The organism is Ignavibacteriota bacterium (assembly GCA_016713565.1).
GTDB lineage: Bacteria > Bacteroidota > Ignavibacteria > Ignavibacteriales > Melioribacteraceae.
The window spans coordinates 731,523-746,071 of the sequence record JADJOX010000008.1 but is presented as its reverse complement, the minus strand read 5'-3'; the positions used below and the strand labels follow the sequence as shown (position 1 = coordinate 746,071).

The 14,549-nt window shown below is 29.0% G+C and carries 9 protein-coding genes; 2 read left to right on the top strand and 7 right to left on the bottom strand.

Features of this window, described 5'->3' with window-relative positions; genetic code table 11:
* Positions 1–148 precede the first annotated feature (148 nt).
* The gene (locus tag IPK06_17915; protein ID MBK7981846.1) at positions 149–766 is read right to left on the bottom strand and encodes a hypothetical protein; all 618 of its coding nucleotides are present in this window, start codon (positions 764–766) and stop codon (positions 149–151) included.
* A 693-nt stretch (positions 767–1,459) separates the two neighbouring features.
* The gene (locus tag IPK06_17910; GenBank protein MBK7981845.1) at positions 1,460–2,119 is read right to left on the bottom strand and encodes a hypothetical protein; all 660 of its coding nucleotides are present in this window, start codon (positions 2,117–2,119) and stop codon (positions 1,460–1,462) included.
* Positions 2,120–2,528: 409 nt separating this feature from the next.
* On the opposite strand from IPK06_17910, the gene IPK06_17905 reads away from it, so the two are divergent.
* Complete coding sequence (locus IPK06_17905; GenBank protein MBK7981844.1) at positions 2,529–2,867, top strand: mechanosensitive ion channel; 339 nt, start codon at positions 2,529–2,531, stop codon at positions 2,865–2,867.
* Between the two features lie 53 nt (positions 2,868–2,920).
* On the opposite strand, the gene IPK06_17900 is transcribed toward IPK06_17905, so the two are convergent.
* Positions 2,921–4,894, bottom strand: a complete 1,974-nt coding sequence (locus IPK06_17900; GenBank protein ID MBK7981843.1) for a HAMP domain-containing protein — start codon at positions 4,892–4,894, stop codon at positions 2,921–2,923.
* A gap of 225 nt (positions 4,895–5,119) precedes the next feature.
* On the opposite strand from IPK06_17900, the gene IPK06_17895 reads away from it, so the two are divergent.
* Complete coding sequence (locus IPK06_17895; GenBank protein MBK7981842.1) at positions 5,120–5,596, top strand: hypothetical protein; 477 nt, start codon at positions 5,120–5,122, stop codon at positions 5,594–5,596.
* 312 nt (positions 5,597–5,908) lie between these two features.
* Here IPK06_17895 and IPK06_17890 read toward each other — a convergent pair whose 3' ends face one another.
* The 4 genes from IPK06_17890 to IPK06_17875 all read right to left on the bottom strand — a co-directional run bounded on the left by IPK06_17890 (position 5,909) and on the right by IPK06_17875 (position 14,409).
* Entirely contained in the window at positions 5,909–8,449 is a 2,541-nt protein-coding gene (locus tag IPK06_17890; protein ID MBK7981841.1) for a T9SS type A sorting domain-containing protein, read from the bottom strand.
* 45 nt (positions 8,450–8,494) lie between these two features.
* Positions 8,495–10,468, bottom strand: a complete 1,974-nt coding sequence (locus tag IPK06_17885; protein MBK7981840.1) for a tail fiber domain-containing protein — start codon at positions 10,466–10,468, stop codon at positions 8,495–8,497.
* Positions 10,469–10,845: 377 nt separating this feature from the next.
* Positions 10,846–11,475 carry a response regulator transcription factor gene (locus IPK06_17880; GenBank protein ID MBK7981839.1) on the bottom strand — a complete coding sequence of 210 codons (630 nt, stop codon included), beginning with the start codon at positions 11,473–11,475 and terminating at the stop codon, positions 10,846–10,848.
* Between the two features lie 96 nt (positions 11,476–11,571).
* A complete protein-coding gene (locus IPK06_17875; protein MBK7981838.1) occupies positions 11,572–14,409 on the bottom strand; it encodes a hypothetical protein in 2,838 nt (945 codons plus the stop codon).
* Positions 14,410–14,549 lie beyond the last annotated feature (140 nt).

The following is a 14,549-nucleotide window of genomic DNA, read 5'->3' as shown; positions in this document are numbered from 1 at the left end:
ATTAGAATTTTATTGCTAAATATTTTTTATTAATTAGAATATTTTTTTAATCATGGATGCGTTAAGGATAAAGTTATCTTGTAAAGACATTTTTTGGCAATATCTAAATGTATTTTCTTATTTTCTCGGAAACTCTTTTAAAGTTTTTTCAATTGTTTATTGCGGCTGAAGGATAAAAAATATACTTCTTAATGATAAGTAAAGTTAAAGAAAATCCAATAATTAATGATAACACTATGAATATTAGGATATTTAAATTCCCGACAATTTTTCCGGCTAAAACAAAATCAGAATGATTGAAAAAATACCCAATGTAATTATCCAATAAATCGTAATTGGATCTTAAAACAAAGAATAAAAAAGTTAATCCAAATAAAAAGGAATTTTTTACTTTAAATTTATTTTTATAAACTACAATGAAACCAATTATCAAAAAGAAAAAGTCAATTAAATACGGCATAATTAAAACAATGAAAGATTCGATATTTTCTCCGTAGCCTTCTTTAATATCAACAAATGCAAATCCAAAACTGCCTTCCCAAAATCGTGTAAATAATTGATAATCATTAATTTCCAAACCGACAATTTTACATCCGATAACATGACCTAATTCATGAATCGGCGCATAAGTTATATACCAAATCAAAGGCAGAACAATTGCATTAAAAATTATTTCCTTTGTCGACCATTTACTTTTTGTATATAAAATTAATAAAGGTAAAATAATGAGAATAGTTATTTCTAAAATCCTATGGAATGGATTCAATTTTTATTTTCCACGAAAATTTATATTTCAAAATTATTAATTATCGGTAATATATTCACTTAAAATTTTTTTGCTTTTATTCAGCAATTAAAATTTGTTTTAGTAGATGGCTTAATAATATTGTTAGGCAGTACATGGTAGGCACTACTTGTTAGTAAACATTTAATTATAAGTTTCTTAATTTATTCATCTTACTAATATTTTTTTGATAATATTGTTTTCGATATTATCAATATAAATGAGTTAATTTATTAAAATATTTTTTACTCGTTGTTTACTTTTTCTTTTTTAAGAAATAATAAAATAATCAAATAAATCCTCCGCAAATTACACTATTCAAAAAGATAAATAATGTTTGAGCCCATTGATTTTCAAAGCTGATATTTTGGAATAAAATATTCGACGGAAACAAAAACATTTTCATGATATCTGACCAGATTAACTCGCTGTTTGTGCTTGGTTCTTTGAAAATTGTCATTCCGTTGATTATTGATATTATGGATAATATAAAATGAATAATGCTAAAAACTATGATAAAAACTGTTACTTTTTTGAGCATTTGAATAATTTCCGTTTTTAATTAAACCAATTCTATAAAACATTAGTTTGAATAGAGGTTAAATAATTTTTAATCATAGAAAAAGCATACTTGTCTTTTTATTCAAAGCATTGGACAATTTACCAAGTTTAATTTTACTGGTAAAAATTTTTAAATTCATCGGCGAGTGGTTTATTCATATTTGATGGATAAACTTCATTTATTAATTTAGATATATCGCTTTCCTTAATTTTCCATTCGCCATTTATATTATAATCTTTCCACATCTTTGCAATAATAATTTGATTGTATAATATTCTATTATCGCTTTTTATTCTTACTGCTTTGTAATAATCTTCAATTGATGAGTCATAATCTTTCATTATAAATTTTATATTCCCTCTTCCATAATACAATTCATAAATATCCTTTTCATCATCCTCAATTAATTTTGTAATTAAAAAAAGAGCGCTGTCGTTTTTTCCATTGCTTGAATATAAAGAAGCCAATTGTTTTGCCGCCATTTTCGATTCAGGATTATTCTTATATTCGGTTTTTAGCAATTGAATAGCATCGTTAATTTTTGTTTTATCGTTTTTTGATTCTTTTAACAATCGTCCATATTCACTTAAGTAATTTTTTTTACAATCTGAACAGCTGCTTATCAATAAAATTGAAAGAAATATAATGAATACTTTAACCATAATATTATCTCCTTTTTCCAAATTATTTAACAATTTTATACACGTACCTATTTTTGGCGTAAAACATGGAATATTATCGACAAATTTTACGTACATAATAATGTGAACCATAAATATTAAAATATAATATTTATCATAATTTTATATTAAAATTATCATATCAATTCTGTTTTCTGGAATTCTATGATATATTTCAGTTCGGATATACTCACAAAAATATTTATTAAATATTTTTTAAGGTCATTGCTGATTTACATTTACATTTTTAATTACATATAATTTGATTGATTTATAATTTTATTTACAATATGCATTGAAATAATCCGGTAGCTTGGTAAAAATAAATTTGTTTAAATAAAATGTTGTATTCAAAATTAATTTAATGTCTTTGTAAGATAATTTACTTTTTATCAAAACTTTTCGTTGCGATCTTAATAATTCTTTTCGGTTCCTTAGGACAAAAGTTATGAGCGGTATTACAAATGGAATTACCAATTGATTTGTAATTGAAAATTCAGAATTGACTGGAACTGTAATTAATTTCTTCATTCTTATTATAACTTTTATAATCGCGCTTTTGCAATTAAAAATAGAGACCAATATTTTAACAAATATTCTTCTCATTCTGATTGCTTCGCTGAGTTTAGCCTTGGCAATTTTCTTCGGCTTGGGTTCTAAAGAAATTATTAAGAATATTTTAGCGGGTGTTTATCTTAATAAAACACTTCAAGAAGGCGAATCAATTAAAATTCAAAACACCGAAGGTAAGATCTTGCAAATTAGAACAATTTTGACAAATATTGAAACTACTAAACATACCCTTGCAAATTCATTAATTTATCTTAATTGTTTTATTTAGTTAAAATGTAATGGTTCTTTTATTTATACAAATATAAATTTTGTGTCATATTTTTACACTTCTTCATAAGAATAATTATGAATAATGGGATTAGATTTGTCTTCAAATTTATAATTATTCGCAAATTCATTTTCATTAGGCTTAAGATGAAATTCGCTAACCAAAAGAGAAAGTGTTTTTGTCAATAAATTTAAACTTTCCGCCGCAGCCGTAATTTCATTCAAATTATCGTGAGATTCAATCGCGACGTTTTTAATCATTTCAACATTTTCTCTCACCAATTCGCTTACCTGACTCTGTTCTTTGCTTTCCTTGGCAACTTGAGAAATAATACTTACAACATTTTCCGTACTGTTTATTATTCGTTTAAGTGAGTTTTCCGCTTGGTCTGAAAGTGATTTACTGTTTTCGGCTTCAATTTTACCAAGTTCAATTGCCTCAACCGCTGATTTTGTTTCGGATTGTATCTGTGTTACAATTTGGGAAATTTCCTTTGTCGCACTGGTTGTTTTTTCAGCTAGTTTTTTTACTTCATCCGCAACAACCGCAAAACCACGCCCGTGTTCTCCGGCTCTTGCAGCTTCAATTGCGGCATTTAATGCTAAAAGATTTGTCTGATTCGCAATATCGTTTATAACTTGAACAATTGATCCGATTTTTTCACTTGTTTTTCCAAGATTTACAACCTTATCAGAACTTGACTTTACAATTTCCGAAATTACATCCATTCCTTTTATAGTAAGTTTTACAATTTTTTCTCCTTCTTGTGCAATAGTGCCAGAACTTTGTGAAACTTCCATGGCATGAAATGAATTCTGATGCATTGTATTTACCTTCGAGGTCATTTCATCAATAATGTTTGATACTTCGGTTGTTTGAATAGTTTGACCCTTTGCGTCATTTGCAATTTTTTCTGTCGCCGCTAAAATTTGATTTGACGCGCTTGCTGTTGAATGTACTGCTTCGGTTATACTTAAAATTAAATTTCTAATTTTAACAACGGTTGAATTAAAACTACTGTATAATTTACTAATATGATCATCATTTTTAATTTTCAAAGAAACGGTTAAATCTCCATTTGCAAATTTTTCCATTTCTTCCATTATCGATTCAACGCTTTTCTTTAGATAATTTTCTTTCGATTCAATTTCACAAACAGCATCAATAACCTTTTGCTCAACACTGTCTTTTTCATTTTCAAGTTTGTGACGGCTTTCGCTCAAGTTGTCCATCATTTTAATAATTGCGTCTGAAAGAATTTTAATCTCATCATTTGAATTCACTTCCCACCTTAGATCAATATTGCCTTCAGAAATTAATTTTGCTTTTTCAACAAGAAAATAAATCGGATTTGTAATTTTTTTTATTAAGAACGCTGTAAGCATAATAAAAAACAACAAAACAATTGTACCTATCATAATATTTCGGATTATGGTTTTGGCAAGTTTTGCATTAATTTCATCAATCGGAATATCGGCGCCAATCAAATAAATTTTATTACCTGATGTTTTATATGGGACAATTATTGATCTGAATGTTCCCCACTGGTCGGATGCTTCTTGAAAAAATGATTTCTGTTCTGCAAACGCGGTATATAATTCGGGACTAGCATCAGAATAGGAATCATTAAATTTGCTGAATGAGTCATCATTTAACTCTTCTTCAGTTGCGCTGCTTAAAGTAAAATGAATCGTGTCATTTATCAAAATCATGGAATACAAATATTGTGTCCCAATACTTTTTGATATTGAAGTCAGTTTAACTACGTTTTCAAGATCTTCTTTCTCAGTTGGTGTTTTACCTCTAAATATTTTCTCATGATAGCTGTACCCAAACATTTCATTTGTAATATGCGCACCAGCGGTAAGTTTTTCATCAATAGTTTTTAAATAACTGTTCTTTTCACTTTGGTAAGTAATAATTGAATAGATAAATATTAATGAAACACCAAACAATGTTATTAAAACAATTATTTTGTGCTTGATTAATAATTTTTTGGTGTTTAAAATCGGGGGAAATTTTAACATTAAAATTACTCAAATAAATTTTAGGATATATTTTATAGTTTGCTTACTTTTTTCATAAATGCGTAATGGCTAATTTAATAACACTGATAATCGGATTATAAAATGCTAAGTTTAATTTTTAAGCAAAACTGACATTTCTTATCTAATATTAATTAAATTTAATAATTATTAATACAATATTGTTTATTCTATTTCGTAAGTTTTATCGATATAAAATTGAAGAAAATGAAAAATTGGATATTATATACTTTTATAATTGGATTTTCCGCTTATTGGGCTTCAAATCTTTTATTATGGTTTCCTTGGAGTTACAGTTCAATATTAGGAATTACGTTAATGCTTACAATTTCCCCGTTGTTATGGACTTACGCAACTTTCTTAACTCTAAGAACTTATCCAAATTCAAAATTATATAAAGGAGCATTTATTGTTTCAATAATATTTCTTTTATCTGCAGTTATAATGGATTATATATTTTTCGGGATTATTAGAAATACGATGGAAGATTTATACCAGCCAACTACATTTTATGGATATGGTTTTTTATTAGCTTTACCTTTTATTTTGATTACGGCATTTAGAAATAAATTTCAGGATATTAAAAGAAACTTAATTAAATCTGATTTCAGTAAATCAATACTTATTGGATTTTTTTGTTTTTGTGTTTTGGCGCTAATAATTATTCTTGGAATTAAAATTTAGTTAACTAAACTTATAATAATTTTAAAATGCATTTTCCCGATTATATATTTTATAATATTCAATAAATCATTTAACAATAAACACATATTCTTAATTCTTTTTTTCCTTAAAGAATTCACAATTTTTGATAATTCCTTATTTTTTTTAATTGGTATCATACTCATCGATTCATTTTTTTTATTAACACTTCAGATAATACCAGTATGCACAAATCTAAATCATTATTTACGCGCTTGTTTATTTGAATTGTTTTAAATTAAAGCCCTTCTTTTTACGAAGGGCTAACAAATATTCTAAATATTAAAATATTCTTTATTTCATGAATATCATTTTCTTTGTATCAAAATAATTTCCGGCTTGGATTTTATAAAAATAAATTCCACTGCTTAAATAATTCGCGTTAAAATCTACTTCATAATTACCGGGACTTTGTTTTTGATTCACTATTATCTGAACCTCCCTTCCAAGAATATCATAAACAATCAATTTTACATTTGGCGCTTCATTTTTAACGTTTGACGGAATACTGTATTTTATTTTAGTTATCGGATTAAACGGATTCGGGTAATTTTGATATAGAGTAATTTCATTTGGTATCTCCGTTTTTTCATTATCATCGACTCGTGTTTGTACGCTGCCTATTAGAAGAAATAAATTACTAGAAGTATAATCAGAAATTGCAATATCTACATTTCCATCATTATTGATATCCGATGCGTCAATTCCCCATATTTGTTCCGCTTGAGTTGATATCTGCTTAATTTCAGTTGAAGAATTATTATTCATAATAAATCTCAAAGGAGGAATGCCGAAATTAACGCTACCTAAAATTAAATCTAAATCATTGTCCTTATCAATATCTTTAAGTAAAATAGATGAAGTTCTTTCTTCAAGCACAGCAATTGTTGAATCTTTATAATTATCTTGACCATCATTTGTAAATAGTGCGACGTCTCGTTTCGGATTACCCGGATCGCCTTCATCAAAACTAACGAAAATATCATCACTGCCGTTTCCATCCCAATCACCAATTTCAATATCCGAAGCAATTTGTCCGGAATAAACAATTGTGCGCGAAAATAATTGGTTCCCGTCATTGGAATAAAAAGCAACTGTATTACTTGTATCTGCTGAAGCTACAATAATATCATTGTCGCCATCTGAATTTAAATCTTTTACGGAGACTGCCTTTGGTTTTTTCAAATTTGGATCAACAACTCTGCGGCTGAATGTTCCAGCGCCATTGTTCATATACCAATATACTTTATTATCACCGGAAGAACACAGAACAATATCCAAATCTCCATCAGAATCAATATCTGCAATTTTGCAGCCTAATGGCTGGTTGCCATTTGCCTCAATAGTATTTCGTACCCAAGTTATGCCAACTTTTTTATACCAATATAAAGAATTATCGTCGTGAGCTGTTGAAACAATATCTAAATTGTTATCACCATCAATATCGGCAAGTTCAATATTATACGGAAAACCGATGTTGTCATCAACTCGGTGCTCAATATAATTATCATTACCTTGATTTTCATAAAGTACAATTTCATTTTCACTAAAAGCTGAATTTATTGCTCCATCTCCCGCTGATACAACAATATCTAAATCGCCATCCTGATCAATATCTCCGATTTTTGGATCGCGCACGGCTAAAATTTCATTATATAAATAATGGCGATAAAGTTTTCCATCAATATTCTCAAACCAAGAGAGATCACCATCTACATTTCCATTTTCCGGAAAAACTAAATCAATATCTTCGTCGCCATCTAAATCACCGACAGATAATTGACTTCGTCCGTAATTATCCCAATTAAGTTCAAGATATTCTTTTCTAAATGACATTAAAGAATCTTGATAAAGAATTGATAAATATCTCCCGTTAATATGCTGGCGAATAATATCTTTGAGACCATTGCCATCAATATCTGAAATTAAAATATCTCCACCAATATCTACCCCGTCAGATTCAATAATAGACTGATCAAAGTTTTTTGAACCATCGAGAAAATATAAGCCTCCGGTTCCGGCACCGCTAAAGGTGAGAATATCTTTTAGTCCGTCGTTATTTAAATCGGTAACTTCAATGCATGAATTAGCGGATGAATGTAAATCACTCCAAGTATATAAAGTTTGAGAAGATGTAAAATTTGCATTACCGTCGTTGAACAAAATGACAAAACCGTCCAAAGCGTCTCCACCAATTATTATATCATAATCTCCATCATTATCAATATCATCTGTTTCAATTATGTCAACTTGAAAAACATTATCTGCAATTACTTGCTCGTTAAAATTTAGGAAACCGTCGTTAAGGTAAATATTAATCTTCGTAAGATAAAACCCGACTGCTATAACATCCATATTTCCGTCATTATTGAAATCAGCAACAACGGATTGGTCAATTCGTTCGCCGGCTTTAATTGTCCATTTTATAAAAGAATTATCAGCTTGTCTTTGAAACCAAACTACTTGACCGGCGTTTGCTAAAGTTCCAATGTCAGAAATCAAATAATCCTGATCTCCGTCGTTGTCAAAATCCGCTATATCTAAATCCATTGGAACAACTAAATCATGAAAAAGCGAATGACGTGGAAATTGTCCCGTACCATCATTTTCCAGCCATTCCACTGATGCCGGTTCCTGATCGCTGAAAGCCGGGCGGCGAGTTATAATAATATCCAAATCATTATCATTATCATAATCTTGAGTCGCGGAAGCAGTTGCAAAAATCCGTCCCTTATTAATTATTTTCGATTCATATTCTTGCGCATTTATTTGAATAGGAATAAAAAGTAATGAAGATATTATTAGATTAAACATTATTTGTATGAATGATTTCATAATTTTCTCCCAAAATATTTATTCATTTGTGTTTATCGCATTCAATTAATTATTGATATTAACTAAGGATTTTGCTTTAAGATAATTCTCTATTTTACTCAATCTGGCATCAAATTCTGAATTTTCAACCTTCATATTTTCAATTATTTTTTGCTGATCTTTAATTGCTTCAACCAATAAAGCTGTAATTGGAGCATACTGCATTGAATAGTATTCACCACTATCGTCTACAACTTCGGGGATTACTTCATTTGCCTCTTGTGCAATAAATCCCATTTGCAAGCCATTCTCATATTTTTTCGGATCTTTCCATTCATAATTTACGCCACGCAAATTTTTAACTTTATCCAATGCATTTGGAATTGTAGAAATATTTTTCTTAAGCCTTTCATCGCTTAAGTTATTCCATGAAGTACTTCCACCGGATTTACCATTTACGTAAAAAGTAAAAGTAGTATTTCCGTCATCACCATTTCCATTAATTACTACTCTTCTATTATTAAAATTCCCCCAAATTAATGCAGAATCTGCACTTGAATTTTCAATGTATAATCTATTATCATTTGTTTCGCTATAACCTGCTCGATAACCTATAAATACATTTCCGCTTTTATTATGAGTACTTGTGCCCTTACCTGCTTCATATCCTATTATTGTATTGTAAGAACCTTCCAAGTTATTAGAATTAGCGTGCATTCCAACTCCAACATTATTAGTACCAATAGTATTTCTATTAAGAGCGCCAACACCTATTGCTGTATTACTATTTCCGATTGTATTAAACTGAAGAGCTATTGAACCTATTGCTGTATTACTGTTGCCTGCTGCGTTGGAATAAAGTGCATCCGAACCATTTGCAGTATTATAATCACCATTAATATTTAGTAAAAGTGCATTATAGCCATTTGCTGTATTTGCGAATCCCGTTTCATTTGTATAAAGTGAACTATAACCATTTGCAGTATTAAAATTTCCAGAAGTGTTTGAATAAAGCGCTCCGGCTCCGTTTGCTGTGTTATTATCTCCTGTAGTATTATTTGAAAGAGCTGAGTATCCAATTGATGTATTATTGTCTCCAGAAGTGTTATTTGTTAGAGATTGATAGCCACTTGCTGTATTATAATTACCACTAACATTTGAAAATAATGATTGGTAACCAATTGTTGTATTATAATTACCAGTATTAGAAAAAAAATTTGGACCGCCATATAAACTCTGATAACCAACACTTGTATTATAATTAATAAAAGCAGTTGAAGTTTTATTAGAATTTCTCTGTGATTCATAACCAATTGCAACTCCATTACTTCCGGCAATGTTATTCATTAATGATGACAATCCAACCGCAGTGTTATAATTACCGATAGTGTTAGAATACATCACATTAGTGCCTATTGCAGTGTTATGCTTACCATCAACATTTAAATGAAGTGAGACATGACCAATAGCGGTATTATCAAATCCAATTGTATTAAAGCTAAGTACTTCCCAGCCAACAGCAGTATTGGCTGTACCGACTGTATTTTGATTTAACGCACTTTTCCCAATTGCTGTATTTGCGTTTGTTCCATCATCATTTATCCCGGCATCAAAGCCTAAGAATATACTTGAACCATCATATTTAGCATCCGATAAGCTATTAATATCACTTGCTCCGGTACCAATTGCACTACTTCCCCAAAATAAACCACCGCCATTGTTATACAATTTATTTCCTGATAGTATACTTCCAACATTTGGTAATTCAATTGATCCCGCATTTCCTTCATCTGTAATTTTGATAAGCGAATTATTTGATTCATCCTTAAAATTAATTACATCCCCGGTTACAGCCGTCGAATTTATTTTATCCGATATTGATTTATCATTTATTTTGTTTCGATTTCCATCTTGAGCTGATATTTGGATATATGAAAATATTAGAATTACTAACATTATTACCGAAAAGGTAATGTGATGATCATATTGAACAACTTTATTTTCTTGATTAAATAAACTATTTTGGATTTTTTGTCTCATTTTAACCTCTGATAATTTTGGTTATTTTCTGTGTAAATTTATGATTGAGAATGGCACGACTCAACTACACAAAGGTGTAATGAAATTGATGGTAAATTCAAAAGTGAACGGAGAACCGTAAAAAGAGATATTGGGAAAAAGTAAGTTTAGTAAACTGAGTATTGGAAAAAGAAGTGACCTTAATATTTATTCAGTGGGAACTCCGTTGCAAAAAACCAGTTGAAAAATGTTGAAATTCAATTGTAATTCAGTTAGGGAAGACAATATTAAAAAGTTATAAGTAATTATAATTATAGATTGTCAAATTGTTACTAATTTATAATTAGTGTTTTGATTTTTGATAATTCTACATTCTAATTGCAACAAACTTCATTATTTCAGATTTCTCCTCGAAATGATTTTGAGATTAGCTCACCTTTGGAGTTTATTTGAAGTTTTTTGTAAATGTTTTTGCAATGATACTTTATTGTATCAACCGTTACATTTAAATTTGCCGCAATCATTTTCATACTTAGACCATCCACAATAAAATCAACGACTTGTTTTTCACGCTCTGAAAGAAAGTTTTCGTTTTGCGATGATCTTGATTCATCAAAATATTTAACAACTTTTCTGGCAATAAGCGGAGACATTGGAGCGCCGCCTTTGGAAACTTCTATTACTGCGTTTTTAATTTCAGAAAGTTTTGTACTTTTCAACAAATACCCTGAGGCACCCGATTTTAAAGCCCTAAAAATAATTTCGGCTTCCTCGTGAACTGTCAACATTATTATTTCTGTTTTTGGTAATTTTTCTTTAATAATTTGAATAGCGGTAAGACCGGAAATTCCGGGAAGTCCAATATCTAATAGTAAAACGTCCGGCGGAATTTCTTTATCATAATTTTCAAAAAACTCCTCTACTGATCCGGCGGAAGTATTGCATAATATCTCCTCTTGGTCACATAGGAATTCTTTAATAGGAATTCTAATTTCTTTTATGTCTTCAATTATTGCTGTACTTATCATAGCTAAATTTACTTTTACTTCACTTTATAAAAAACTACACAAACGGGTAAATATCATTATAACGATAGATGTAAAACGAATTCATTTTTTTCTTGATTAAAGTTTAGATTTAATTAAATGAATTTTAAGTCCGTTTTCATTTTTAAGTTCAATTTCGGCGCCGATTGACTTTGCGCGCATTTTCATATTTTTCAATCCATTTCCGCTTTTAGGATTATCAAAATTTATTCCTTTACCATTATCAGCAATTATCATTTCAAATATTTCATTTTTATATTTTAAATGAATCATTATAGTTGTACATAGCGAATACTTTACAGCATTATTCACGGCTTCTTTCGCAATCATCATTACATTTTGTCTAAAATCAATTTTTAATGTTTGTTGTAAATCCATAATTTCATTAGTGAAATTCAATTGGATTTCATTTTGCTCCAAAAATTTCATTGCAAAATTGTGTATTCTATCAACCAAGCTTTCCATTGTATCATTTCTTGAATCAATCGACCAAATTACATCACTCATCATACTAATAACTTCGCCGGCTTTTGTATTTATAAAGTTTGTTTTTTCCTTAATCTTTTCCGGATCTCTTGTATAAGATAGCGAATCAGCGTTAACGGATATTTGAGTCAATAATGAACCGACCTCATCGTGTAAGTCACTGGCAATTTTTGTTCTTAATCTTTCCAGCTTTAATAGATAATTTAATCGATATTGAAATGCCAGCCAAAGAATAAATCCAAAGGTTGAAATAATTATTAATCTAAACCACCATGTTTCCCACCAAGCAGGATTTATGACAAATGCCAAAGAAATTGGTTCACTCCAATATCCCCACTCATTTTGAGCTTTAACTTCAAAATTATAATTACCTTCATCAAGATTTGTATATTGAACACTGTTACTTTTACTGGAAATCCAACTTTTATCTACACCTACTAATTTATATTTGTACTGAATTTTTTTGGGTGCTGTTAAATTAATTCCCGTATAAAAAAACTTAAGATAATTTTGATTGTAGTTTAATTCATTCGTCTTTTTCAATTCTTCAATTGGATAATCATTACCGAATATTTCTAAACCAGTTATATATAATTTTGGCGGAGTATTATTTTTAATATCTTTGTCCGGATTATAAACAGATAATCCCCTTGAAGTGCCGACTAACAAATTTCCTCTATCATTAATATACATTGAACTTTTTAGACAATTATCATAAACTAATCCATCCTTTTGAGTTAAATTTTTAATAAACCGATTCGATGAATTTAAATTATAAATAATATTTAATCCTCTATTTGTAGCAATGAAAACCCTTCCTTTTTGATCTTCTGAAATTGCAACAACAGCGTTATTACTTAATCCGTCATTCATTGAAATTGTATCAATTACAATATTATTTCTTAAGATGTTCAAGCCATTTTGTGTCCCTACCAAAATTGAGCCATCACTTCTTCTATGCAGACAATTTATAACGTTTTCACTTAAGCCGTTTTTCTTTGTTAGATTACTAAATTCATTTCCGTTTTGATAGAAAATTCCTTTATCAAAACTTCCATAATAAATTTTATTTGAATCGATTGGCAGGATGGAAATTATAAAATTGCTTTCGATATTATCGAAGTAAGAAATTTTTTCAACTTTATTTTCCATTATTGAATAAACACCTGAGAAAGTTCCTATTAGAATTTTCTTACCAATTTCTGATATTGTATATATTTCGTTATTTATTATCAGCGGGTTATCAATATAATTTGTAAGTGAATTATTTTTAAGTGTTTTAAGTCCATGATACGTCCCAACAATAATTTCTCCATTATTTCTTTTAAAAAGAGAATTTATCAGACTTCCTCTTTCGTCTTCCGATTTTATGAATGATTGAATTTTAAAATTGTTTAGTTTATATAACCCGGTTTTTGTACCTAAAAATTGATTGTTAAAATTATCTTGTGTCACTGATAATATCTTATCATCTTCTAAACCATAAGAAGAATTATAATTTACCAAATATTCATTCGGATTATAAATACTAACTCCGCTGCCGTTTGTTCCAAAATAAAGCAATCCATTTTTATCTTCCGTTAATGTCCAATTATCATTACTTAGTAAACCGTTTTTAGTATTTATTTCTTCAAGTTTATCATTATGTTCAAGTAATATCCCATTATTTGTGGCAAAGTAAATTTTTTTATTTTTTGTAATATGAATTTTATAAGCAGCAATATTTTTTTTTATTGTAAATATTTTTCCATTAATAATTTTATGCGCGGCTAAGTTTGTTCCAACATAAATTACGCTGTCACCTAAAGTATTAACACTCCAAAGAAGACTGGATGAAAAGCCATTTTTCTCATCCATAATTTCACAATTATTATTTTTAATTTTGACTAAACCGTTTGAAGTCGCACAATATATAATTCCGGAATTGGAAATATGAGCGTCCCAAATATCATATTTAGGAAAATTAATTTGAGAACCGAAATCCGATATTTTACCATTTTCAAGTTTTGATATTTTACCGCTGTTTCCAAAAAATAATATCTTATTTTCAGATAAAATCAAAATTCTTGTAACATTATTATCTAATAATCCATTTTCAGCATTTAAGGTATCAAATTTATTCCCGTTGATTTTTAATATTCCGCCGCCGTATGCCGCTAAATAAATTATACCTTTGGGTGATTCTTTGATATCCATAATTTGAGATGCAGGAAGACCATTATAAACATTTAAGTATTTAAATTTATTGCCATCCCAAATACTTAAACCGCCGAGTGTTCCAATCCATATGTAACCTCTGCTGTCTTGAAAAAGTGACGTAACTTCGCCGTGAATTAAACCATCCTCAAGAGTGATTGATTTGTGGATTTTAATCTGCGCTGATATTATATCAATAAATAAAATTGAAAAAAGGATAAACCTGTATTTCATTATTTTTTTGGACAAATTATCTGAATTAAACTAAATAAATTTTTTATAATTTGCTGTGATTAGTTTAGTATTTTTTATAGGAAACTTTGCCGTTTCATAGAGAAGCAAAATCTTCAAAATAATTTATTGGAGTTCCAAAA

Excerpts from the sequence above, each read along its gene's own strand:
- IPK06_17900 (MBK7981843.1), bottom strand. The coding sequence starts at position 4,894 with ATGTTAAAATTTCCCCCGATTTTAAACACCAAAAAATTATTAATCAAG.
- IPK06_17890 (MBK7981841.1), bottom strand. The coding sequence starts at position 8,449 with ATGAAATCATTCATACAAATAATGTTTAATCTAATAATATCTTCATTA.
- IPK06_17895 (MBK7981842.1), top strand. The coding sequence starts at position 5,120 with ATGAAAAATTGGATATTATATACTTTTATAATTGGATTTTCCGCTTAT.
- IPK06_17875 (MBK7981838.1), bottom strand. The coding sequence starts at position 14,409 with ATGAAATACAGGTTTATCCTTTTTTCAATTTTATTTATTGATATAATA.
- IPK06_17910 (MBK7981845.1), bottom strand. The coding sequence starts at position 2,119 with ATGGTTCACATTATTATGTACGTAAAATTTGTCGATAATATTCCATGT.
- IPK06_17885 (MBK7981840.1), bottom strand. The coding sequence starts at position 10,468 with ATGAGACAAAAAATCCAAAATAGTTTATTTAATCAAGAAAATAAAGTT.
- IPK06_17880 (MBK7981839.1), bottom strand. The coding sequence starts at position 11,475 with ATGATAAGTACAGCAATAATTGAAGACATAAAAGAAATTAGAATTCCT.